21 protein-coding genes, 1 tRNA gene and 1 pseudogene are annotated in these 22,239 nt (G+C 63.9%); 17 read left to right on the top strand and 6 right to left on the bottom strand.

Annotated elements, in window-relative coordinates; translation table 11 throughout:
- Positions 1-810 precede the first annotated feature (810 nt).
- Complete coding sequence (locus GGD63_RS22875; RefSeq protein ID WP_183245402.1) at positions 811-1,854, top strand: nucleotidyltransferase domain-containing protein; 1,044 nt, start codon at positions 811-813, stop codon at positions 1,852-1,854.
- Here the strand turns inward: GGD63_RS22875 and GGD63_RS22870 are convergent.
- The gene (locus GGD63_RS22870) at positions 1,851-2,066 is read right to left on the bottom strand and encodes a hypothetical protein (RefSeq protein ID WP_183245401.1); all 216 of its coding nucleotides are present in this window, start codon (positions 2,064-2,066) and stop codon (positions 1,851-1,853) included. The genes GGD63_RS22875 and GGD63_RS22870 overlap by 4 nt on opposite strands.
- Positions 2,067-2,324: 258 nt before the next feature.
- Positions 2,325-2,400: transfer RNA gene (locus GGD63_RS22865), tRNA-Ile, on the bottom strand.
- Between the two features lie 899 nt (positions 2,401-3,299).
- On the opposite strand from GGD63_RS22865, the gene GGD63_RS22860 reads away from it, so the two are divergent.
- On the top strand, positions 3,300-3,440 hold the full coding sequence (locus GGD63_RS22860; protein ID WP_157336773.1) for a hypothetical protein: 141 nt from the start codon (positions 3,300-3,302) through the stop codon (positions 3,438-3,440).
- 476 nt (positions 3,441-3,916) lie between these two features.
- Here GGD63_RS22860 and GGD63_RS22855 read toward each other — a convergent pair whose 3' ends face one another.
- Entirely contained in the window at positions 3,917-4,315 is a 399-nt protein-coding gene (locus GGD63_RS22855) for a hypothetical protein (RefSeq protein WP_183245400.1), read from the bottom strand.
- Positions 4,316-4,536: 221 nt separating this feature from the next.
- Between GGD63_RS22855 and GGD63_RS22850 the strand changes: the two genes are divergently transcribed.
- Complete coding sequence (locus tag GGD63_RS22850; protein ID WP_183245399.1) at positions 4,537-5,511, top strand: tripartite tricarboxylate transporter substrate binding protein; 975 nt, start codon at positions 4,537-4,539, stop codon at positions 5,509-5,511.
- Positions 5,512-5,544: 33 nt separating this feature from the next.
- On the opposite strand, the gene GGD63_RS22845 is transcribed toward GGD63_RS22850, so the two are convergent.
- Together GGD63_RS22845 and GGD63_RS22840 are read right to left on the bottom strand one after the other, a co-directional pair.
- Positions 5,545-5,871, bottom strand: coding sequence for a hypothetical protein (locus tag GGD63_RS22845; protein ID WP_183245398.1), 327 nt, complete (start codon positions 5,869-5,871; stop codon positions 5,545-5,547).
- 310 nt (positions 5,872-6,181) lie between these two features.
- A complete protein-coding gene (locus GGD63_RS22840; protein WP_183245397.1) occupies positions 6,182-6,406 on the bottom strand; it encodes a hypothetical protein in 225 nt (74 codons plus the stop codon).
- Between the two features lie 243 nt (positions 6,407-6,649).
- On the opposite strand from GGD63_RS22840, the gene GGD63_RS22835 reads away from it, so the two are divergent.
- The 5 genes from GGD63_RS22835 to GGD63_RS22815 all read left to right on the top strand — a co-directional run bounded on the left by GGD63_RS22835 (position 6,650) and on the right by GGD63_RS22815 (position 11,765).
- Complete coding sequence (locus GGD63_RS22835; RefSeq protein WP_183245396.1) at positions 6,650-7,609, top strand: N-carbamoyl-D-amino-acid hydrolase; 960 nt, start codon at positions 6,650-6,652, stop codon at positions 7,607-7,609.
- A 1,381-nt stretch (positions 7,610-8,990) separates the two neighbouring features.
- On the top strand, positions 8,991-9,611 hold the full coding sequence (locus tag GGD63_RS22830) for a TetR/AcrR family transcriptional regulator (RefSeq protein ID WP_183245395.1): 621 nt from the start codon (positions 8,991-8,993) through the stop codon (positions 9,609-9,611).
- A gap of 51 nt (positions 9,612-9,662) precedes the next feature.
- Positions 9,663-10,847: an MFS transporter gene (locus tag GGD63_RS22825; RefSeq protein WP_183245394.1), complete on the top strand. Its 1,185-nt coding sequence runs from the start codon at positions 9,663-9,665 to the stop codon at positions 10,845-10,847.
- Positions 10,848-11,009: 162 nt separating this feature from the next.
- Positions 11,010-11,429 carry a DUF4118 domain-containing protein gene (locus tag GGD63_RS22820; RefSeq protein ID WP_183245393.1) on the top strand — a complete coding sequence of 140 codons (420 nt, stop codon included), beginning with the start codon at positions 11,010-11,012 and terminating at the stop codon, positions 11,427-11,429.
- A 138-nt stretch (positions 11,430-11,567) separates the two neighbouring features.
- Positions 11,568-11,765, top strand: coding sequence for a hypothetical protein (locus GGD63_RS22815; protein WP_183245392.1), 198 nt, complete (start codon positions 11,568-11,570; stop codon positions 11,763-11,765).
- 242 nt (positions 11,766-12,007) lie between these two features.
- On the opposite strand, the gene GGD63_RS22810 is transcribed toward GGD63_RS22815, so the two are convergent.
- Positions 12,008-12,985: a LysR family transcriptional regulator gene (locus GGD63_RS22810; RefSeq protein ID WP_183245391.1), complete on the bottom strand. Its 978-nt coding sequence runs from the start codon at positions 12,983-12,985 to the stop codon at positions 12,008-12,010.
- A gap of 119 nt (positions 12,986-13,104) precedes the next feature.
- On the opposite strand from GGD63_RS22810, the gene GGD63_RS22805 reads away from it, so the two are divergent.
- The 9 genes and pseudogenes from GGD63_RS22805 to GGD63_RS40830 all read left to right on the top strand — a co-directional run bounded on the left by GGD63_RS22805 (position 13,105) and on the right by GGD63_RS40830 (position 22,235).
- On the top strand, positions 13,105-14,142 hold the full coding sequence (locus tag GGD63_RS22805) for a class 1 fructose-bisphosphatase (protein WP_183245390.1): 1,038 nt from the start codon (positions 13,105-13,107) through the stop codon (positions 14,140-14,142).
- Positions 14,143-14,154: 12 nt separating this feature from the next.
- Positions 14,155-15,030 (top strand): phosphoribulokinase, encoded by an 876-nt coding sequence (locus tag GGD63_RS22800; protein WP_183245389.1) that lies wholly within the window; start codon positions 14,155-14,157, stop codon positions 15,028-15,030.
- A 16-nt stretch (positions 15,031-15,046) separates the two neighbouring features.
- Positions 15,047-17,065: a transketolase gene (tkt, locus tag GGD63_RS22795; protein WP_183245388.1), complete on the top strand. Its 2,019-nt coding sequence runs from the start codon at positions 15,047-15,049 to the stop codon at positions 17,063-17,065.
- Between the two features lie 12 nt (positions 17,066-17,077).
- Positions 17,078-18,163: a class II fructose-bisphosphate aldolase gene (fba, locus tag GGD63_RS22790; protein ID WP_183245387.1), complete on the top strand. Its 1,086-nt coding sequence runs from the start codon at positions 17,078-17,080 to the stop codon at positions 18,161-18,163.
- A gap of 37 nt (positions 18,164-18,200) precedes the next feature.
- Positions 18,201-19,661 carry a form I ribulose bisphosphate carboxylase large subunit gene (locus GGD63_RS22785; RefSeq protein WP_183245386.1) on the top strand — a complete coding sequence of 487 codons (1,461 nt, stop codon included), beginning with the start codon at positions 18,201-18,203 and terminating at the stop codon, positions 19,659-19,661.
- Positions 19,662-19,672: 11 nt separating this feature from the next.
- Positions 19,673-20,080: a ribulose bisphosphate carboxylase small subunit gene (locus tag GGD63_RS22780; protein WP_183245385.1), complete on the top strand. Its 408-nt coding sequence runs from the start codon at positions 19,673-19,675 to the stop codon at positions 20,078-20,080.
- Between the two features lie 98 nt (positions 20,081-20,178).
- Positions 20,179-21,114 (top strand): CbbX protein, encoded by a 936-nt coding sequence (cbbX, locus tag GGD63_RS22775; RefSeq protein ID WP_183245384.1) that lies wholly within the window; start codon positions 20,179-20,181, stop codon positions 21,112-21,114.
- Positions 21,111-21,908, top strand: a complete 798-nt coding sequence (rpe, locus tag GGD63_RS22770) for a ribulose-phosphate 3-epimerase (protein WP_246785598.1) — start codon at positions 21,111-21,113, stop codon at positions 21,906-21,908. The genes cbbX and rpe overlap by 4 nt, the downstream gene beginning before the upstream one ends.
- A 131-nt stretch (positions 21,909-22,039) precedes the next feature.
- Positions 22,040-22,235, top strand: a pseudogene (locus GGD63_RS40830) (hypothetical protein).
- Positions 22,236-22,239 lie beyond the last annotated feature (4 nt).

The following is a 22,239-nucleotide window of genomic DNA, read 5'->3' as shown; positions in this document are numbered from 1 at the left end:
CTACCGGAGGATGTATTTGCTCGCAAGAGCTGTGACGCTAGCTTGCAGACCCGGGCGGGCATTCAGGGTATGTATGCCCATCGATTTGACGACTTCGCGCATTTCGGCAGCCGCATCTTGCGGAGAGCCCCCCGCACGGCGGATCCGCAAGCTTTATCGAAAAGCGCGCGCGTGCGTGCGGGTTGGCCCGGTCCTGTACCCAGACGTGCTCCTCACATTCGTGGATGGCCCCGGCTTCCAGCAGCACGTTGACCGAGAAGCCGCATATCCCCGATCGAGAGCGCGTGGCATTTGCCGGATGCGCCGCAACCGCCGAGATAGGCGTGCTCCGTGAACTGAAGTGCCATCTCCAAACGGGCTCGCTTGGCTCGCGAGCAATCGATGTGGCTCGGGAATTATGTGGAGTTCTTGCGGAGCCGTTCCGTCTGCGGAAGGTACGATGCTGATCTCCGGATTGACCTCGCCAATGACGGACAGTGGCTGCCGCAGCGTCGGGGAGAGACTTTCAACACTACGAAGGGCGTTCCGCTGCGCGTAATCGAAAACGAAGCAGTCGATCTGGTGCCCACTTTGGGTGCCCCGGGGTTGGCGGATCTGATTTGCTAATAGATCGTGATGTTGCCTTCGCTGAGGAGGAATAAAATTGCGTGCGCTTGGACGGCGATTCGAAGAGGCGGTATCCAGGTAAGTGAGAGCTGCCGGTTTCAACAGTTCGGATCTGTTTTAGATGGAACTGTTGAAACCATTGATTCTAGACGATAAATACCATTTCAACAGTTGGGTTAGAAATCAGGCTAGATTGTTGAAACCATGGATTTTCAAGAGCTTAATAACGACCAACGCCGCGAGGTGGTCAATAGTCAGCAGCGCTTCCAGGCCCTGAGGGATGCCAAGGAGGCCTACGATGTCCATCGGGGTTCCTTGACCTGGGTGGAGTCGAAAGGCCGCGAATACCTCATCCGGAGCTACTACGACAAGGCCGGTCTCAGGAAGCAAGCCTCGCTCGGCTCGCGTTCGCCCGAAACTGAAAAGATGAAGGCGGACTTCGAAGCTAAACGTGCTGTTGCAGAAGACCGGGTGAAAAACTTGCGCGATACAATGCATCGTCAAGCGGCGGTCAATCGTGCGCTCGGCTTAGGCCGCGTACCGTTGATTGGAGCCCGGATCATGCGGGCTCTCGACGGCTTCGGAATCTTGGGTTCTGGCATCCGGATTCTAGGGACCAACGCGATCTACGGTTATGAGGCCTCTTCCGGCGTCAGACTCGATCCGGGCCTAGCCACGACAGAAGACATCGATCTGCTGTTCGATGCGCGCGGCGGACTAACGTTCGTCGCCGACGACGACGTCTCTGAGTCATCGCTCATGAAGATACTCAAGCGAGTGGACACCAGCTTCGAACGTGCCAAGCAGACGTTCCGCGCTATAAACCGGGACGGCTATCTCGTCGATTTGATTAAGCCCATGCAGAGCCCACCTTGGTGGAAGGCTCCAGACAAGATCGGCTCGGACCCGGAAGATTTGACCGCTGTGCAAATCGAAGGACTCGATTGGCTGCAGAATGCTCCCGCGTTCGACGCGGTCGCGATCGACGAAAAGGGCGAACCGGTACGCATCGTAGCTCCGGATCCGCGGGTTTGGACCGCCCATAAGCTATGGCTGTCCCGTCGTGCGGACAGAGAGGCGATCAAACGCCAACGAGATGCAGCACAGGCTGAAGCCGTAGGCGCTCTGGTGGCGAACTATCTTACTCACCTCCCGTTCGACGCAGAGCAATTAAGGATGCTTCCGAAAGAGGTGGTGGACAGCGCGGCGCCTCTTTTCGCCAAGAAAGATGGCGCTGCGCGAGCCTAGCGGGCAGGGTCGGCAAAAAAGGCTCCGGCATATCCGGCGCCACTGATCATCAGCGGCACCATGATGATCAGCATCCTGCTGCTCATCGACATGCCGAAGATTAAAATGCCGGCATCATGACCAGCACCAGCACCAGCAGCAGCAGCAGCAGCAGCAGCTTGAGCATTGGCCGCTGGCAGCCCAGTGGCATTCGACACGTTGTTCCGGTCCAAGACGAGCAGACCCCCTGCAAATAGGCGCAGACGCATGGTTCGAGGGAGGCGGGACGATACGAATTGCTGGAGAACACGTTTCCGCTTCTAACAACGAGGTACTCGAACGTGTTCCCTTTAGCCGTGACACACCAACATGGCGTGGAAACGATTGCTCTGGATCAAGCGGATCGCGATGGCCGGTGAACGAAAAGCGCACGTATCTGGTGCGGCGGTTCCGATCCGGCAAAATGGTGCCTGATAAGCTATTGATTTTTCTGGTGGGCCCGGCAGGACTCGAACCTGCAACCAGACCGTTATGAGCGGCCGGCTCTAACCATTGAGCTACAGGCCATGGCGACCACGGAAAAGCAGCCAGCGAGGTTGCAGGGGGATCGTTTATCGGGTGGCTGGCATGCTTGCAATGCCAATTAGAACAAGTGCGAGGCTAAGTCTCACCGCGGACCAGAACAGGCAGATCGGCCAGGCGAGCATCTCGCCTTCCTACAGCAGGAGCGCCGGCACTGTCGCCGAGATACGGTGAGCACGGCCGCTCACCGCGTCCTTTGCTCCCGTCGCAGATGGTGAGGTCGACGTCCGCGGCAATCCCATCCACGGGGGTCCGAGCGGCCTCGCCTGGCAAAGCATGAAGCTGCCGAAAAGCCAGTGGTTAGCTGCTGTATTGTCGTGTCGCTCGGATACCTGCGCTCCACGCGTATAGCAGGGCTCGTCATTCAATTCATATCCGCCGATCGCGCGGAGCTTGAAGTTCACCGGGTTGTGGGAGGCGATGGTGCGCGCGTTCCGCCAATGCCGGTCGATCGCGAGTTCTCGGAGATCAGAGAAGCTCCGCCGACCTCGAAACGCTCGGTCGTCGCGGCGAGAGACGACAACTGTGCCTGTGCTGCCGCGAGCTCAGACGCATCAAGCTGTTGCGGGTCCTGTTAGCGGCCTGTCGAGTGTTCTCGCGAGCTCGTCGACGCCGGCGAGGACTGCTGCACGCGCACCAAAAGCAGCGCTGAAAAGCTTGCCGATGACCTGTTGCACCAGGGATCGTTCCGCGGCAGGTCGGCAACGGCGTGCGTGAACGTGCGGGTTCGCGCCTTAATCCACTCCGTCGTGTCGCTAGCGACGCGCCGCGCAATTCCAGCGAGGGTCGCAAGCAGGACCAGCTGAACATATGCCGTTCCAAAAAACCGGCTCTCCGTCCTAAATCCGGGACCAAGAATTCGGTCCTCGGGGATCGCTACATTCTTGAAATCAGTTGTACCGCTCGCGGTGGCCGAAGCCATCCCAATCGTCGTGGATGCTGACGCCGGGCTAATTGGTGTCGACGAGTACGGCGATCCGCTTGCCGCTCTGGTCAGCCGCTACGATCAAGTTATCGGCGTATAGCGTGCCAGTTCGTAATACTTCGTGCCATTGAGCCGCAGTCCGCCTCCGTCCGACGTCACCGCCGTCCGGTAGCGATCGGCGGCGCCGACGCCCAACTCGGTTGTCGCGCCCCCGATCAGCGCACTGTTAGCGATGGCTTTGATCTCATTTCGTCGTCAGCTCTCATTCTCGTGGAGGAATGCCGCAATGAATTCGCAACGAATTGGACGAAACGAACGTGAACAGAACGCGACCGGCAGGGCTGCCGTATCAGGAAAGTCAATAACTTAGAAGACACTCACTGCGTTCGGGACGCAGGGGTCGCAGGTTCGAATCCTGCCACTCCGACCATTATTTCAAAAGTCGACGTTTTCCAGAGACTTGGCGGACCGGCCGCCGGCGCCTCAAGGCGCCTTTTTGCAACGATTTCGGGATCGGGTCCACGGCCGATTTGGCCCTCGCAGGGCGGCCTGTCGCGGCGGCATGGCTTGCCAGGTTCAGGGTGACCCTGCGGGCCGGGGCTCGAACGAGACCACGATCCGCTTCGCCTTGATCCGGCCGCGTACCCCATAGCTGGACTCGAAGCTCAGCGTCGTGCCGTCGGGATTGACCTCGATGTCGAGCCCGAACATGATGCCGGCTTCCGTGAATTCGAATAGCTGGACCTCGATCAGCTCGAAGATCGTGAACGTGACGTCCACATGCTTCGTCAGCACGAAATAGCCGCGCTCATCGATCTCTGACGTCATCTGGAACGCGTGAGCCACCAGCCGGCTTGGCGCGCCCTGGCGCAGCTCCAGCTCCCGCAACGTTGCATCGTGGAATGAGGGGACACCCTCGAACCAGGCGCAAAAAGCTGCGCCACCTTCCAGATCGCCAATCGTTGCCTTCGCCATCGAGCATCTCTCGCGCGCAAATGTGTTGCGCAAAGCTATCGGAATTTCGACGACGCTGCATCTACGCGCTTGCGTGATCGGTGAAGCCGTCGCGCGCGATCAAATCCCTTCGCTCGGCATAACCAGTTGCCATCTGATCGGGGCGGCGGCTAGATGGGCGCATAGTCGATCGCGCGTTCGAGGGCACGGTCGGCCAATAACAAAAAACAGGGTTGGAAATCATGAACAAGAAAATCCTCGCGCTCGTCGCAGCTCTTGGCTTCGCTGCCTGCGGGTCGGCATGGGCGGCGTGGCCGGACGACAAGCCAATCGAAGTCGTCGTTGGCTTTGCGCCCGGCGGCGGCACCGATGTCATGGCGCGCAAGCTTCTTCCCTTTGTCGAGCGCGCGCTCGGCGGCAAGGCGAAGTTTGTGGTCCTGAACAAGCCCGGCGCCGGTGGAGAGATCGCGTTTGCGTCGATCGCGCGCGCGGTGCCCGACGGCAATGCGATGGGCGTCGTCAACGTGCCGGGCTACAACTTCCTGCCGATGACCCGCAAAACCCAATACACCACGGACGAAATCCGGCTGGTCGCTCGCGTCGTCGAAGATCCGAACGTGATCGTGGTGCCCGCAGACAGCAGATTCAACAATCTGCCGGATGTCGTTGCCGCACTTCGCAGCAAGCCGGGCTCGGTGACGTTTGGTCACAATGGTGCCGGCACGAACGGTCATCTGGCCATTCGCATGCTCGCGGCAGCCGCGAAGGTCGAGCCCAACGAAATCTCCTACAGAGGAACGGCGGCACAGCGGACCGATCTGTTGGGTGGGCATCTGGAAGTCGGGATGGTCAGTCTCAGCGAGATTCCCGAATTGCATGGCACCAACAAGGGGCCGCTTCGCGTCATCGCGATCCTGTCGAAGAAGCGCTTTCCATCGCTGCCCGAAGTTCCGACAGCAGAAGAGGTGGGCTTTCCGGTCACGTCGACGGCAGAACGCGGCTTTGCGGTCCCGAAGGGCGTTCCGGACGACATCGTCAAGAAGCTGGAAGCCGCGATTGCCGACGGCCTGCGCAATCCCGAATACTTGACGGGCTCGCCCGGCGACGAGCCGGTGATCGCCTTCATGCCTGGTGCCGAGTGGCAGAAGCGCCTCGACGACATGTCCGCGGCTTTGCGTCCTTACGCCGAGGAGATGCGAGCAAGCGAGCAGAAGTGATCGATCCTGCCGCAGCCGGCGGTTGTCGCGAGACTACCGCCTTGCCACCAGCACGCCCACCAAAAACGCCACCATCAGCGACGGCAGCGGCGCCTCGCGCACCATGCCGCGCACGATGTCTGTCCAGTGCTGCTCCGGGACGAGTTTTGGCGATCTGATTTCGGGCGTCGGCGGGATGTCCCATTCGGAGGCGAGCTCAGCGATCTCGCTTTGCGCGAGCTGCACGCCGTCGCGAACGCGGAAGATGGCAGCCTCGACGCGCTCGCGCGGGGCGAGCGTCATCAGCGTCGCGATCGCCGTACGCAACGTCATCTCGCCAAACCCTTGCAGTCTGACCGACTCCTCGGGGTCGGACGTCATGGGATAGTCCTCACGGCGCGAAGTGGTGCGCGATGGTGAAGGCCGCCGCCGTGCACAGGACCAGCGTGGATACGGCGCCGGCCACGCCGCGCGCAAGATGGGCTCGTGTCAGATGCCTGGTCATGATCTTGCTCCATACTCAGCATGGAAATGGCGGCGAGCAAGGTTGGTTCCTGCGCCGTTCGCGAATCGTTGAGCTGCGCAGGATGGGTAGAGCCCTTGCGAAACCCATCACTTTCGTCCCCCCGAGTGGGTCGATGAGTTTCGCTTCGCTCTACCCATCCTACGAGCCGCCGAATCGGCAGGCCTGCTACTTCCGCAGCAGCTCGCTCAACGCCGCCGTCGCCTCGGCGCAGCGGATGTCGTCGATCTCACGCGACAGGCTGAGCGCGCTCGATCTCAGCTCTTCGAGCTTCCAGTTCTCCGGACTCTGGTTTTCGAGTTGGCTGAGACGCTTGTTCAGATCGTCCAGTCTGGATTGGAGTTGCCCGATGCTGGCGGCTCCATTCACTTTCCAAACGCGTTGTGCGCGCATCGTCGTTCCCCTGATAGTCTCACGGCGTTGTGAGAGCGGTTCGTGGCCGCAATGGGAGTTTCTTTTGTCCGGCTTCAGACCGTGGGGAACCGTTGCAGATCGGCAACGGAAGTTCCTTGATTCGGTGCGCAGACCGGTCTTGCTCTTGCGCTGTGAGCTTCAATAGGCGCGGAATCTGCATATGCGCGGTCACGCCGCGCGATAGCGTTCGGCGAAGCAGTGCAGGAAGCAAAGGAAAGACGCGTGGCGAGATTTGTGAACGTCGCAGCCGGCCAGCTTGGCCCGATTGCGAGGCGCGAGACCAGAACCGAGGTCGTGGCGCGGCTGATAGCGTTGATGCGCCAGGCCAAGGCCAATGGCTGCGACCTGATCGTCTATCCCGAGCTCGCGCTGACCACCTTCTTTCCGCGCTGGTATTTCGAGGATCAGGCCGAGATCGACAGCTTTTTCGAGCGCGAGATGCCGGGGCCGGAGACGCGAGCCCTGTTCGATCTCGCCCGTGAGCGCGGCATCGGATTTTACCTCGGTTATGCCGAGCTGGCGGTCGAGGCCGGCATCGTCAGGCGCTACAATACCTCCATTCTCGTCGACAAGAGCGGCGCGATCGTCGCGAAGTACCGCAAGGTCCATCTGCCCGGTCATGCCGAGCACGAGCCGTGGCGCGAATTCCAGCATCTGGAAAAACGCTATTTCGAGCCCGGCAGTGGCTTTGGCGTCGTCGATGCGTTCGGCGGTATGATGGGAATGGCGATCTGCAACGATCGCCGCTGGAGCGAGACCTACCGCGTGATGGGCCTGCAGGGCGTCGAGATGGTGATGATCGGCTACAACACGCCGGTGCACAATCCGCCCGCGCCGGAGCATGACGACCTCTCGCTGTTCCACAATCACCTGGTGATGCAGTCGGGCGCCTACCAGAACGGCACCTTCGTGGTCGGCGTCGCCAAGGCCGGCGTCGAGGAGGGCGTCGACCACATCGGCGGCAGCTGTATCATCGCGCCCTCCGGCGAGATCGTGGCGCGATGCACGACCAAGGGCGACGAGATCGCGCTCGCCCGCTGCGATCTCGACCTCTGCAATTCCTACAAGCGCACGACGTTCAATTTCGACGTTCATCGCCAGCCGCGGGCCTATGGCATGATCGTGGAACGGAAGGGTGTGGCGACCATGGCGGACGGCACGCTGGTGCGGCCGAAGGGGTGATGCTCTCTCCTTCGTCATTCCGGGGCGATGCGAAGCATCGAGCCCGGAATCCATCGGGCCGCAAGACATGCCGCTCAATGGATTCAGATGCGCAATTGCGGATCATAGTTCGTCGCTGCGCGACGCCCCGGAATGACGCTGGAAACCGGTGTTTCGCTTCGCTGTCAACCCACCGCGCCAAAAATATTCCACTTTACCGAAATTCGGATTTGTCGTATGTGTCGCCCATCCCGGCTCATCCTTGAGGGGCGATCATGTGGTCGTCATTTTCGCGAGCCGGGCTTGCGGTGGACGCGGCAGCGTCGGGCGCGAGGTTAAGGGCAGGGCGGACTGCTCTCCGTGAGCCCAAAACTTCGCGTAGACGAACGGCGCTGACAGGTTCGTCTCGTCTGTAAGTTTCCGGCTCCGTCGACAGGGCTGGGAAAACTGCGGCGAAATGGCGGGCCGCGCGTACGGCAAAACCGTGTGGTTCCGGCCGTCGTTGCTACGGTCAAGCTCTTGCGGAGGCGGCAGTCGCGTCAACCGGCGCGCTGTCGGTGAATTCCGCTGGGGCGAGGGAGGCCAGAACGAACTCGGCTCCCGGGAGAGCACGGCATAAGCCGTCCAACCACTGCGCAGGGAAGGCCGAGTGATTGGCACCACCTGTATGCTGCTGTGCGGTCTCCTTTGCGCTACCTTTCGCGCAGCGGACCGCGGGTGCGAGGTCAGCACCCGGCCTTCCCCGCGCCCTCTTGGACAAGAGGGTGGAGAGATCAAGCAAAGCTCGGGCGAAATGCGCCGCGAGGATGCGAAGGCGTGCCTGCCTCCACACACTTGGTGTCATCGCCCGGCTTGACCGGGCGATCCAGTACTCCGAGACAGTTGTGGTTCAGCCGAGGAGCCGCGGCGTACTGGATTCCCCGCCTGCCGCCTACGCTAAAGCTTCGGCGCCCCTGGACCTCAACCCCGGCGAAGCCTTGGCGTAGCCGGGTCGCGGGGAATGACAGTGGTACTTGGAGGACGCAGCCGATGCCTCATACTCCGTCATTGCGAGCGCAGCGAAGCAATCCAGAGTCTTTCCGCGGAGGGATTCTGGATTGCTTCGCTGCGCTCGCAATGACGTGTGGAGGCAGTGTGCGTTCCCTCCATCCCGTCACCCTGAGGTGCGCGCTCTGTGGCGCATCGCGCCGCAGAGCAAGCCTCGAAGGGCGACGGCCCGGCTGCATCTCGGCCGTTTATCCTTCGAGGCTTCCGATGGGTCGCTCCGCGTCCCATCATTCGCACCTCAGGATGACGGGTTTGGCGCTTTCCCGGCTGCAAATCGGCCGCTCCGCACTTCGTCCATCCAACAATCACAACCACGTGTCTTTATTCGGAAACAATCATTCCCTATTATGCCGCAATGCAAAAAGCCGCTCGCCAGTCGCAAGCCAGCATCCGTCCGCCCGGTCGTCCCCGGGAGTTCGACATGGATACCGCGCTCGACCGTGCCCTGCGCGTGTTTCGCGAGCGCGGCTATCACGCCACCTCGATCGGCGACCTCACTGCGGCGATGCGGCTTGCGACCGGCAGCGTCTACAAGGCGTTTCGCGACAAGCATGCCGTGTTCCTCGCCGCCTTCGAGCGCTACGTCGCGGTACGCGGGGAGCAGACCCGCAGCGCGGCCGGGCGCGGTGCGAGCGGCCGCGAGCGGCTGCGCAACGTCCTCTTGTCCTATGTCGAGCACTCCCAGGGCATCGAGGGGCGGCGCGGCTGCCTCGTGGTCGGCAGCGCGGTCGAATTGTCGGCGGTCGATCCGGTGATCCGCACCCGCGTCAGCGCGCAGCTCGAGACCAACGAAGACTTCATCGCCGGCCTCATTCGCGAGGGCCAGGCCGACGGCTCGATTCCGGGCCATGTCAATGCCGACGACACCGCGCGGCTGATGATCTGCATCACGCAAGGCATGCGCGTCGTCGGCAAGGCGCGCCTGCCGCTCGATGGCGAGCGCCTGGTCGGCGTCGCGATGAAGCTGCTCGCCTGAATTCATGTCCTATTAGGGAATGATCGTTCCCGATTATCGGAGACTGCATCAATGACGATGAATGCCACGATCGAGACCGCGCCCGAGCCGGATGCGGTGTCGCAGCGCCTGACCTTCGTGCTTGCCGCGGCCTGTGGCATGGTCGCCGCCAACCTCTATTACGCCCAGCCGCTGATCGCCCCGATCAGCGCCGCGCTCGGCCTGTCCCATGCGGCGGCGGGGCTGATCGTGACCATGACCCAGATCGGCTATGGCGTGGGGCTGCTCTTCATCGTGCCGCTCGGCGATCTCGTCGAGAACCGCGCGCTGATCTGCTCCGTCATCACGCTCGGCGCCGCCGCATTGCTCGCCGCCGCCTTCGCCACCCATGCGCTGCCGTTCCTGGTGGCCGCGCTGTTCATCGGCCTTGGCTCGGTCGCGGTGCAGATCATCATTCCCTATGCCGCGCATCTGGCGCCCGCGGCGATCCGCGGCCGCGTCGTCGGCAACGTCTCGACCGGCCTGATGCTGGGCATCATGCTGGCGCGCCCGGTGTCGAGCTTCGTCACCGCGGCCTCGTCGTGGCATGCGGTGTTCTTCGCATCCGCTGCGCTGATGATCGTGCTCGCGGCCGCGCTCTGGATGGCGCTGCCGAAGCGCAAGCCCGTCGCGCGCATGCATTACGGCACGCTGCTGCTGTCGATGCCGCATCTGGCCCGGACCACGCCGCTGCTCCGGCGCCGCGCGCTCTACCAGGCGAGCCTGTTCGGCTGCTTCACCCTGTTCTGGACCGTCGCGCCGCTCCAGCTCGCCGGCGCGTTCGGCTTCTCCCAGCGCGGCATCGCGCTGTTCGCGCTCGCCGGCGTCGCGGGCGTCTTCGCAGCTCCGATCGCGGGCCGGCTCGCCGATCACGGCCATAGCCGCATCGCGACGCTGGTTGCGATGCTGCTCGCGGCCGCCGGCTTCCTCGCGACCTATATCGGCGCGCCCGGCTCGATGCTGAACCTCTCCGGATTGGTCGTGGCCGCCATTGCCATCGATATCGGCGTGCAGGGCAACGTCGTGCTCGGCTTCCGCGCCATCTTCACGCTCGGGCACGAGCACCGCAGCCGCCTCAACGGCCTCTATATGGCGACGTTCTTCGCCGCCGGCGCCGCGATCGGCGCCTGGGCCTTCGCGCAAGGCGGCTGGACGCTCGCATCGGCCATTGGCCTCGCTCTGCCCGTCGCGGGCCTGCTCTATGCGGCCACCGAGTAGCGGCCGGCCGGGACGGAAATTGTGCGATGCGGGTGTTTACCAAGCCGCAGATTCGTGGCCGTACCATGCCGTGTGGGCCGCAATTTCCATCTCGCGGATTGGTTGCAGCTGTAGTACTTTCGTCGCAATCGGACCTGGTTAACGGGCGGCAGGGGGAGGCTGATGAGGCGTGCGGGGCTGTTTGGCGTACCGCGGGTACGGCCATGGTCGTGGCAGGCGTTCCTGCTGGGCCTAGTCATCGTCGCAGTGTCGGCCCTGCTTCAGGGCGTCTGCGTCGCGCTTGGCGCAAAGCTTTATTTCGCAGCGTTCCTGCCCGGCCTGTTCGTGCTTGCGCTTGTCGCGGGCGTGCCGGCGGCGACATTCGCCGCGCTGCTCACCATCCTGCTGGTGTGGTGGGCGTTCATTCCGCCGTTCTTCGAGTTCACCCCGCTAACCAGCGCGAATGCCGATTCCATCAACCTGTTCTGCCTGCTCGCCGTGCTCCTGATCGGCCTCGCCGATCTCTGCCGCGAGACGATGACCATCATCAGCCGCGACGGGCTGAAGCCTTCGGGCAAGAGCGCGGCAACGAATTCGCAATAATTCGGCGTTGCGCGAGCGTGCACGTTGCGCCCGCGCAACAGTCCGGCAACCATGCGCGAGCTTGCTGCTCGCCGCTAACTTTTCGAAAAAGATTTGCCCGCAATTTCTCCCCCGGGAATGACGAGGGAGTTTCTAGACATGAACGGTCACGCCATCTTGGAGAACGTGCGTCGCTATCGCGGCATCGCATCGCTCTATCGCCAGACCGCCGCATTCCGCCCGGGCCAGAGCTGGTCGCTGCTGGAGCAGGCGAGGGAGTGGGAAGCACGGGCGCTGACGGAGCTGGAAGCCTATTTCGCCGCGCGCATGGACCACGCCGCTCCGCTCGCGGCCTGATTGCCCGCCGCGCAGGGCGGGGCGCAACCGGCCCTGTCGGGGCCGGGCGACCCGGGGCGACTACCGAGTTGTCTCGATGCCCGCTTGTGCTAGCAACATCCCGATCGAGATCTCCTTCACGGAGGCCGGGGGCGAGCGATGACCACCTTCAACCGCATCTTCACGACCGAGCGCCTGCTGCAGATCATCGTCATTCTGGCGGCGACCATCGCGATGAAGCTGATGGCGTAGGCACCGGCGGGCTATGGCCCGCCGAACTCCGGCACGACTGGCAGATAGTTCGACCCTTCGGAGCCAAGGAAATCGAACATCGCCTGCGCCGGCGGCAGCAGCACCTTGTCGCTGCGACGGATCACGTACCACTGGCGGACGATCGGCAGGCCGGCGACATCGAGCACGATGAGCCGGCCCTCGGTGAGCTCATGCGCGACCGTGTGGGCCGAGATGAAGGCGATGCCGAGCCCGGCGATCACCGCCTGCTTGATGGTCTCGTTGCTGCTCATCTCCATGCCGATGATCGGCTCGAGATCCGACCTCTGGAACATGCCCTCCATCAGCGTCCGCGTGCCCGAGCCGGGCTCGCGGGTGAGGAAGGTCTCGTGCACGAGATCGGTTAGGCTGAGGCCGGAATCCTTCTCCAGCCAGTGCCCCTTGCGCGCGACGATGACGTGCGGATTGCGTCCGAGCTGACGGACGTCGACGCTGACGTCGGCCGGTGGCCGACCCATCACCGCGAAATCGAGGTCGTAGCCGTGCATGGCCTCGCGGATCTCCTCGCGATTGCCGATGGTGAGCTTGATCTCGATCTTGGGGTGCCGCTTCGAGAACGCCGCGATCGCATGCGGCACGAAATATTTCGCGGTCGAGACCGCGCCGAGCTGCACCGTGCCGCCGGTCCGCCCCGCAAGCAGGTCGAGCGAGCCCTGGCAATCCATGATCGCGGCTTCGACCCGCTCGGCCAGCGCCAGCACCTCCTTGCCCGCCTCCGTCAGCAGCATGCCGTCGCCGGTCCGCTGCACCAGCGGCAGGCCGGCGAGGTCCTGAAGCTGCCGGAGCTGCTGGGTCACGGCCGGCTGCGTCAGGCCGAGATGGCCGGAGGCCGCCGTCACGCTGCCCTTGGCCGACAGCGCCGCAAGCGACCGAAGCTGCCGGATCGTCAGATGCCGGAGCTGGGCCGCCGCATGGCCGGGGCCATTATAAGAAAATTCTTTGGCGCTCATTATGAATAGAAATTTTCCTTATTAAGCTGCCCCTGTCAATCTCCTGATGCCGGGACTGATCGCACCGACCTCCAGCCTGGAGGCAATGGATGCGGCGCCGGCCCAGGGGATGGACGCAGATGACCGGGCAACTCAGGCTGGACGACCACCTTCAACGGTATTCAGAGACCGCGCCGCACGCGCTGGCGGTGGCGGCCGCAGTCGACGCCATCGCGGCGGCCGCGATCGAGATCGCCGACCTCATTGCCACCGGCGATCTGGCGGACGCTTCGGGCCTGACCACCGGCCGCAACAGCGACGGCGATGCCCAGCGGAATCTCGACGTGCAGGCGGATGCGATCCTGCGCCGCTGCCTCGGCAAGCTGCCGGTCGCGGCGCTGGCGTCGGAGGAGATGCGCGAGCCGCAGATCTGCGACCGCGAAGGCCGCATCTGCGTCGCGATCGATCCGCTCGACGGCTCCTCCAATATCGACATCAACATGACCGTCGGCACGATCTTCTCGATCCTGCCCGCGCCTGATGACATCACGCTCGCCTTCCACCAGCGCGGCTCGGCGCAGCTCGCGGCGGGCTTCGTCACCTACGGCCCGCAAACCTCGCTGGTGCTGACGCTCGGCGACGGCGTCGACATCTTCACGCTCGACCGCAAGGCCGGCTGCTTCCGCCTCGCGCGCAGCGCCGTGCAGATATCCGAGGCCTGCGAGGAGTTCGCGATCAACGCATCGAACCGCCGGCATTGGGACTCGCCGGTGCGTGCCTTCATCGACGAATGCCTCGCCGGCGTCGAGGGACCCGCCAACCATGATTTCAACATGCGCTGGATCGGCTCGCTGGTTGCCGAGGCCTATCGCATCCTCACCCGCGGCGGCGTGTTCCTCTATCCCTCGGACGCGCGCCCAGGCTATGGCGACGGCCGCCTGCGCCTCACTTACGAGGCGCACCCGATGGCGATGATCATCGAGCAGGCCGGCGGCTCCGCCACCACCGGGCGCGAGCGCATCCTCGACCTCGCAGCGCAAAGCCTGCACCAGCGCGTGCCGCTGATCATGGGCTCGAGCAACGAGGTGCGGCGCGTCGAGGAATTGCACTGCGATCCGCTGCTGGTTGCCAGCGTCTCAGCGCCGCTGTTCGCGCGGCGCGGATTCTTCCGACTCTGAGCGAGGCGTCCCATGTCAAGGAAGCATCCGATCATTTCCATCACCGGCTCCTCCGGCGCGGGCACCACCTCGGTCAAGAAGACCTTCGAGCAGATCTTCTTCCGCGAGAAGGTTAACGCCGTCTACATCGAAGGCGATGCCTTCCATCGCTACGACCGCGCCGAGATGCGCACGCAGATGGCGAAGGAGGCCGAGCGCGGCAACAAGCACTTCAGCCATTTCAGCCCCGAGACCAACCTGTTCGAGGAGCTGGAGCGCGCCTTCCGCGACTACGGCGAGACCGGCACCGCGGTGACGCGGCACTACGTCCATGACGCCGAGGAATCCGCGCTGCATGGCGTGGCGCCCGGCACCTTCACCGACTGGAAGCAACTGCCGGAGAACTCCGACCTGCTGTTCTATGAGGGCCTGCACGGCGCCGTCGTCACCGACAAGGTCAACGTCGCGCGCTATGCCGACCTCAAGATCGGCGTCGTGCCCGTCATCAATCTCGAATGGATCCAGAAGCTGCACCGCGACCGCAGCGCGCGCGGCTATTCGACCGAGGCCGTGACCGACACGATCCTGCGGCGGATGCCCGACTACATCCACTACATCTGCCCGCAATTCACCGAGACCGACATCAACTTCCAGCGCGTGCCGACGGTCGATACCTCAAATCCGTTCATCGCGCGCTGGATCCCGACGCCGGACGAATCGATGGTCGTGATCCGCTTCAAGAATCCGCGCGGCATCGACTTCCCCTATCTGCTGTCGATGCTGCCGCAGAGCTGGATGTCGCGCGCGAATTCGATCGTCTGCCCCGGCGCCAAGCTCGACCTCGCGATGCAGCTGATCCTGACGCCGCTGATCATGCAGCTGATCGAGCGCAAGCGCAGCCTGAAGTGAACAGGGAGAGAATCCGATGAACATCTCCGTCCACGCCGAAGCCGACCTCACGGCGGTCACGCATAACGATCTCGCCAACGCCGTCCGCTTCCTCGCGGTCGACGCCATCGAGACCTCGCAGTCGGGCCATCCCGGCCTGCCCATGGGCATGGCCGATGTCGCGACCGTGCTGTTCTCGCGCTTCCTGAAATTCGACTCGGCTCACCCCAACTGGCCGGACCGCGACCGCTTCGTGCTGTCGGCGGGCCACGGTTCGATGCTGCTCTATGCGCTGCTGCACCTCACCGGGGGCGACGTCAGCCTCGACGACATCAGGGCCTTCAGGCAATGGGGCTCGAAGACGCCGGGGCATCCCGAATATGGCCACACCCCGGGCGTCGAGACCACGACGGGACCGCTGGGGCAGGGCATTGCGACCGCGGTCGGCATGGCGCTCGCCGAGCGCATGGCCAATGCGCGGCATGGCGACGAGCTCGTCGATCACTTCACCTATGTCATCGCCGGCGACGGCTGCCTGATGGAGGGCATCAGCCAGGAGGCGATCTCGCTGGCCGGACATCTCGGGCTCGGCCGGCTGATCGTGCTGTTCGACGACAACGGCATCTCCATCGACGGTCCGACCTCGCTTGCAACGTCGGACGACCAGCTCGCGCGCTTCGCCGCCTCCGGCTGGTCGGTGCGCCGCGTCGACGGGCACGATCCTGAGGCCGTCGCACAGGCGATTGCGGAGGAGCGGGAGACCGCAAAGCCGTCGCTGATCGCCTGCCGCACCATCATCGGTTATGGCGCGCCTGATCGGCAGGGCACCGAGAAGGCGCATGGCGCGCCGCTCGGCACCGAGCAGACGGCGGCGGCGCGTCGGACGCTCGGCTGGGACTATCAGCCCTTTGTGGTGCCTGTCACGATCCAGAAGGCATGGCGGATGATCGGGCAGCGCGGGCAGGTCGATCGGCTCGCCTGGCTCGATCGTTACGAAGATGCGACGCCAGAGCAGCGCGACCTGTTCGTCGAGGGCAAGGCCGCGGCGCTGCCGGCCGCCTATGCGCTGGCCGCCGCAAAATTGCGCGAGCGCTTTGCCAGCGAGCGGCCGAAGCTTGCGACGCGGCAGGCCTCGCAACAGGTGCTCGACGGCATCGCCGGGACGATTCCCGGCCTGGTCGGCGGCTCCGCGGACCTGACCCATTCGAACCTGACGCATGCCAAGGCGCAGGCGCCGGTCAAGAACGGTGCATTCGCCGGCGACTACATCCACTACGGCATCCGCGAGCACGGCATGGCCGCCGCGATGAACGGCCTCGCGCTGCATGGTGGCTTCATCCCCTACGGCGGTACGTTCCTCGCGTTCTCCGATTACAGCCGGCCTGCGATCCGCCTTGCGGCCCTGATGCGGCTGCGCGTCATCCATGTGATGACCCACGACTCCATCGGTCTCGGAGAGGATGGCCCGACGCACCAGCCGGTCGAGCATCTCGCGGCGCTGCGCGTCATTCCCAACCTGCTCGTGTTCCGGCCGGCTGATGCCGTGGAGACGCTGGAGGCCTGGGATTGCGCACTTGCTGCGGAGCATCGTCCGTCCGTGCTGTGCCTGTCGCGGCAGGCTTTGCCGACCTTCCGCAGCGATGTGCGCGGCAGAAACCGCGTCGCGAACGGTGCCTATCTCGTCGTCTCGCCGGATGGCGGCCGCGACATAACGCTGATGGCAACCGGCTCGGAAGTGTCGATTGCAATGGAAGCCGCGCGCCTGCTCGCGACTGAGCACATTCGTGCAGCGGTGGTCTCCGCACCGTGCTTCGCGCTGTTCGCGGAGCAACCGGACGACTACCGCGCCTCCGTGCTCGGCACCGCGCCGCGCGTCGGCATCGAGGCGGCCGTGCAGGGCGACTGGTCGCGCTGGATCGGCACTGACGGTGAATTCGTCGGCATGCGCGGTTTCGGCGCCTCGGCGCCGGCGCCGGTGCTGTACCGCGAATTCGGCATCACACCGCAAAGCATTGCGGAAGCGGCCCGCCGGGCAATCGCCCGCAAGAGCCAATAAGGAGGACGACCCTTGGCCCGTATCACGCTTCGCCAATTGCTCGATCACGCCGCGAGCCACGGTTACGCCGTGCCGGCGTTCAACATCAACAACATGGAGCAGGGCATCGCGATCATGCAGGCGGCGGCCGAGGTCGATGCGCCCGTGATCATCCAGGCCTCACGCGGCGCGCGCAGCTATGCCGGCGATCTCATGCTCTCGCACATGATCGACGCGCTGGAGCGGACCTATCCGGACATCCCGCTCTGCATGCACCAGGACCACGGCAATGACGAGGCGACCTGCGCCTCGGCTATCGCCCATGGCTTCACCTCGGTGATGATGGACGGCTCGCTCAAGGCCGACGCCAAGACGGCGGCCGATTATGACTACAATGTCGCGATCACCCGCCGCGTCGTCGATCTCGCTCATTGGGTGGGTGCCTCCGTCGAAGGCGAGCTCGGTGTGCTCGGCTCGCTGGAACACGGCGGCGGCGAACAGGAAGATGGTCATGGCGTCGAGGGCAAGGTCAGCCACGACCAGCTGCTGACCGATCCGGACCAGGCGGTGGATTTCGTCCGCGCAACGAAAGTCGATGCGCTGGCTATCGCGATGGGCACCTCGCACGGCGCCTACAAGTTCAGTCGCAAGCCCGATGGCGACATCCTGGCGATGCAGGTGGTTGAGGAGATCCATCGCCGGCTGCCGAATACGCATCTCGTCATGCACGGCTCCTCCTCGGTGCCGCAGCCGCTCCAGGACATGTTCAATCAGTTCGGTGGCGAGATGCCACAGACCTGGGGCGTGCCGGTCGAGGAGATCGTCCGCGGCATCAAGAGTGGGGTGCGCAAGGTCAATATCGACACCGATTGCCGCCTCGCAATGACCGCCGTGTTTCGCAAGGTCGCCACCCAGAGCCGCAATGAGTTCGATCCGCGCAAATTCCTCAAACCCGCGATGGATGCGATGCGAGAGCTTTGCCGCGAGCGGTTCGAGCAGTTCGGCACCGCGGGCCACGCCAGCAAGATCAAGGTGGTCCCGATGAGCGAGATGGCGCGGCGGTACCGCGCCGGCGAGCTCGACCCACGCATCGACGCCCGCGAGCCCGTCGCGGCCTAATCAATCAGAAGAGCAAAGAGAAGAGCAGGAGAGAGACATGAACGTACACTCCGGCACGGTCCACGGCAAAGAGCGCTATCGCTCGGGCGTCATGGAATACAAGCGCATGGGCTATTGGGAGCCCGACTATGTGCCGAAGGACACCGACGTCATCGCGCTGTTCCGCGTGACGCCGCAGGAGGGCGTCGATCCGATCGAGGCCTCGGCGGCGGTCGCCGGTGAATCCTCGACCGCGACCTGGACGGTGGTGTGGACCGATCGCCTGACGGCCGCCGAGAAGTATCGCGCGAAATGCTATCGTGTCGATCCGGTGCCGGGCTCGCCGGGCTCCTATTTCGCCTACATCGCCTATGACCTCGATCTGTTCGAGCCGGGCTCGATCGCCAACCTCTCGGCTTCGATCATCGGCAACGTCTTCGGCTTCAAGCCGCTGAAGGCACTGCGGCTCGAGGACATGCGTTTCCCGGTCGCCTATGTGAAGACGTTCCAGGGCCCTGCGACCGGCATCGTGGTCGAGCGCGAGCGGCTCGACAAGTTCGGCCGGCCGCTGCTGGGTGCGACGGTCAAGCCCAAGCTCGGTCTGTCCGGCCGCAATTACGGCCGCGTGGTCTTCGAGGCGTTGAAGGGCGGGCTCGACTTCACCAAGGACGACGAGAACATCAACTCGCAGCCCTTCATGCATTGGCGCGAGCGTTTCCTCTACTGCATGGAGGCGGTGAACCGCGCCCAGGCGGCCACCGGCGAGGTGAAGGGGACTTACCTCAACATCACCGCTGGGACGATGGAGGACATGTATGAGCGTGCGGAGTTCGCCAAGGAGCTCGGCTCGATCGTCGTCATGATCGACCTCGTGATCGGCTACACCGCGATCCAGTCGATGTCCAAATGGGCGCGGCGCAATGACATGATCCTGCATCTGCACCGCGCTGGTCACTCGACCTACACGCGGCAGAAGAGCCACGGCGTGTCGTTCCGCGTGATCGCCAAATGGATGCGCCTCGCCGGTGTCGACCACATCCACGCTGGCACGGTGGTCGGCAAGCTCGAAGGCGATCCCAACACCACGCGCGGCTATTACGATGTCTGCCGCGAGGACTTCAACCCGATGAAGCTCGAGCATGGCCTGTTCTTCGACCAGTCCTGGGCGAGCCTCAACAAGTTGATGCCGGTGGCTTCCGGCGGCATCCATGCCGGCCAGATGCACCAGCTGCTCGACCTGCTCGGCGAGGACGTCGTGCTGCAATTCGGCGGCGGCACCATCGGCCATCCCATGGGGATTGCGGCCGGCGCGACCGCCAATCGCGTGGCGCTGGAAGCGATGATCCTCGCTCGCAACGAAGGCCGCGACTACGTCCACGAAGGGCCTGAGATCCTGGCCAAGGCGGCCCAGACCTGCACGCCGCTGAAGGCAGCGCTCGATGTCTGGAAGGACGTCACCTTCAACTATCAGTCCACCGACACGCCGGACTTCGTGCCGACGGCGCTGGAAACCGTCTGAGGAGATTTGACATGAAATTGACCCAGGGCTGCTTCTCGTACCTGCCGGATCTGACCGACGAGCAGATCACCAGCCAGGTGCAGTATTGCCTCAGCAACGGCTGGGCGGTGAACATCGAATTCACCGACGACCCGCATCCCCGCAACACCTATTGGGAGATGTGGGGCCTGCCGATGTTCGATCTCCAGGACGCCGCCGGCGTGATGATGGAGCTCGCCGAATGCCGCAGGGTCTATGGCGACCGCTACATTCGCATCAGCGGCTTCGATTCCAGTCATGGCTGGGAGTCGGTGCGGATCTCGTTCCTCGTCAACCGGCCGCCGCAGGAAGCGGAATTCGAGCTGGTGCGGCAGGAAGCGGCCGGACGCGCGATCCGCTACACCACCGTGCGAAAGCCGGCTGCTCACGCGGCTCAATAGCCATTCTCCTCCGCGCGGAGCTCTCCCTGCTCCGTATCCTTGGCGGACCACTGCTTCGCCGCCTCCCCCGCGGCGAAGCTTTTTTCTTCGAGGTGCCGATGCTCGATGTCCCCCATGCAACGACGACCGATCAGGGCGAGACCCAATTCGATCTTCGCAAGGAGGCCGAAGCCGCCGGGATCACCGATACGCTGCAACAACTCGATCGCGAGCTGATCGGGCTCAAGCCGGTGAAGAACCGCGTGCGCCAGATCGCCTCGCTGCTGCTGATCGAGCGCATCCGTCAACGCGCAGGTCTCGCCGCGGCGCCGCCGACGCTGCACATGTCGTTCACGGGCAATCCCGGCACCGGCAAGACCACCGTGGCGCTGCGCATGGCCAAGATCCTGCACGGGCTCGGCTTCGTGCGGCGCGGGCAGGTGATCTCGGTGACGCGTGACGATCTCGTCGGCCAGTATATCGGCCACACCGCGCCGAAGACGAAGGAGATCCTGAAGAAGGCGATGGGCGGCGTGCTGTTCATCGACGAGGCCTATTATCTGCATCGGCCCGACAACGAGCGCGACTACGGTCAGGAATCGATCGAGATCCTGCTCCAGGTGATGGAAAACCAGCGCGAGGACCTGGTCGTGATCCTCGCCGGCTATGGCGAGCGGATGACGAGCTTCTTCGCCTCCAATCCCGGCTTCCGCTCGCGCATCGCGCACCACATCGAGTTCCCTGATTATGCGGAGGTCGAGCTGCTCGTCATCGCCGAGCTGATGCTGAAGGAGCGGGGCTATCGCTTCTCGGCAGCGGCGCGCGAGGCGTTCGAGAAATACGTCGCCTTGCGCCGGACCCAGCCGTTCTTCTCCAACGCCCGCTCGATCCGCAACGCCGTTGACCGCATTCGCCTGCGGCAGGCCGATCGCCTGGTGTCCGATCTTAACCGCATGCTCGATGTCGCCGATCTCGAAACCATCGACCCGGCGGATGTCCTTGCAAGCCGCGTCTTCAACGGTGGTCCGGCCGCGGAAAGGAGCGTGAAGGCATGACCAGCGAGATCCTTATTGCCCCCTCGATCCTGGCCGCAGACTTCGCGCGTCTCGGCGAGGAGATCGCGGCCATCGATGCGGCCGGCGCCGACTGGATCCATTGCGACGTGATGGACGGACATTTTGTCCCGAACATCAGTTTCGGCGCCGATGTGATCAAGGCGATCCGGCCGCTGACGAAGAAGGTCTTCGACGTGCATCTCATGATCGCGCCGGTCGATGCCTATCTCGAGGCGTTCGCGAGGGCCGGGGCTGATGTCATCACTGTTCACGCCGAAGCGGGTCCGCATCTCGACCGCTCGCTCCAGGCGATCCGCGCGCTCGGCAAGAAGGCCGGCGTCAGCCTCTGTCCGTCGACACCGGAGAGCACGATCGAATACGTGCTCGATCGTCTCGACCTCGTGCTGGTGATGACGGTCAATCCGGGCTTCGGGGGCCAGGCTTTCCTGGACTCCCAGCTGGCGAAGATCGCACGGATCAAGGCCATGATCGGCGACTGGCCGATCCGGCTCGAGGTCGATGGCGGTATCACCCGCGATAATGCGGCGGCGGTTGCGGCGGCCGGCGCGGATACGCTCGTGGCGGGCTCTGCCGTGTTTCGCGGCAAGAGCAGTGCCGACTATGCCGCAAACATCGCGGCCATTCGCCTCGCGGCAGAGGCGGCGCGGGCTCCCAACCTGCAATCTAGTTCCGCGCAATCGAAGCGCGTGGGCGAAGAGGACGCAACCGGTAGACAACGGGAGGCGCAAGTATCGACGGACCCGGCGGGGTTCCGCGCTGACGTTTGGAACTAAAATTCCTACTGGAGCTTCTCGAAAATTAACCGAGGTTAGGCGCGTTGTGCCCGCAGCAAATGTTTTGCATAAACGCCATCGGCCTGACGCAAATCAGGACAATAAGCGCGGTGAACGCGAGGGAGGGTCTCATGGAGAACGTACGTCGCTACCGGGCGCTGGCGTCCCTCTGTCGTCAGCAGGCCGCTTCAGAACTGGGAACTCCTCGGCCAGGCCGAACATTTCGAATATCTCGCCGAGATCGCGCTGAAGGCGCATTTCGACGCGTGCAATGCGCAACGTGACGAGAACGCGGCCGCTGAGTGGGAGGCACCCGTCGCGGCGTGAGAAC

It is taken from the genome of Bradyrhizobium sp. cir1, assembly GCF_014198245.1.
In the GTDB taxonomy this organism is placed as follows: domain Bacteria; phylum Pseudomonadota; class Alphaproteobacteria; order Rhizobiales; family Xanthobacteraceae; genus Bradyrhizobium.
This window is presented reverse-complemented; position numbering and strand designations above follow the sequence as displayed.

Excerpts from the sequence above, each read along its gene's own strand:
- GGD63_RS22875 (WP_183245402.1), top strand. The coding sequence starts at position 811 with ATGGATTTTCAAGAGCTTAATAACGACCAACGCCGCGAGGTGGTCAAT.
- GGD63_RS22855 (WP_183245400.1), bottom strand. The coding sequence starts at position 4,315 with ATGGCGAAGGCAACGATTGGCGATCTGGAAGGTGGCGCAGCTTTTTGC.
- GGD63_RS22850 (WP_183245399.1), top strand. The coding sequence starts at position 4,537 with ATGAACAAGAAAATCCTCGCGCTCGTCGCAGCTCTTGGCTTCGCTGCC.
- GGD63_RS22845 (WP_183245398.1), bottom strand. The coding sequence starts at position 5,871 with ATGACGTCCGACCCCGAGGAGTCGGTCAGACTGCAAGGGTTTGGCGAG.
- GGD63_RS22840 (WP_183245397.1), bottom strand. The coding sequence starts at position 6,406 with ATGCGCGCACAACGCGTTTGGAAAGTGAATGGAGCCGCCAGCATCGGG.
- GGD63_RS22830 (WP_183245395.1), top strand. The coding sequence starts at position 8,991 with ATGCAAAAAGCCGCTCGCCAGTCGCAAGCCAGCATCCGTCCGCCCGGT.
- GGD63_RS22825 (WP_183245394.1), top strand. The coding sequence starts at position 9,663 with ATGACGATGAATGCCACGATCGAGACCGCGCCCGAGCCGGATGCGGTG.
- GGD63_RS22820 (WP_183245393.1), top strand. The coding sequence starts at position 11,010 with ATGAGGCGTGCGGGGCTGTTTGGCGTACCGCGGGTACGGCCATGGTCG.
- GGD63_RS22815 (WP_183245392.1), top strand. The coding sequence starts at position 11,568 with ATGAACGGTCACGCCATCTTGGAGAACGTGCGTCGCTATCGCGGCATC.
- GGD63_RS22810 (WP_183245391.1), bottom strand. The coding sequence starts at position 12,985 with ATGAGCGCCAAAGAATTTTCTTATAATGGCCCCGGCCATGCGGCGGCC.
- GGD63_RS22805 (WP_183245390.1), top strand. The coding sequence starts at position 13,105 with ATGACCGGGCAACTCAGGCTGGACGACCACCTTCAACGGTATTCAGAG.
- GGD63_RS22800 (WP_183245389.1), top strand. The coding sequence starts at position 14,155 with ATGTCAAGGAAGCATCCGATCATTTCCATCACCGGCTCCTCCGGCGCG.
- tkt (WP_183245388.1), top strand. The coding sequence starts at position 15,047 with ATGAACATCTCCGTCCACGCCGAAGCCGACCTCACGGCGGTCACGCAT.
- GGD63_RS22785 (WP_183245386.1), top strand. The coding sequence starts at position 18,201 with ATGAACGTACACTCCGGCACGGTCCACGGCAAAGAGCGCTATCGCTCG.
- GGD63_RS22780 (WP_183245385.1), top strand. The coding sequence starts at position 19,673 with ATGAAATTGACCCAGGGCTGCTTCTCGTACCTGCCGGATCTGACCGAC.
- cbbX (WP_183245384.1), top strand. The coding sequence starts at position 20,179 with ATGCTCGATGTCCCCCATGCAACGACGACCGATCAGGGCGAGACCCAA.
- rpe (WP_246785598.1), top strand. The coding sequence starts at position 21,111 with ATGACCAGCGAGATCCTTATTGCCCCCTCGATCCTGGCCGCAGACTTC.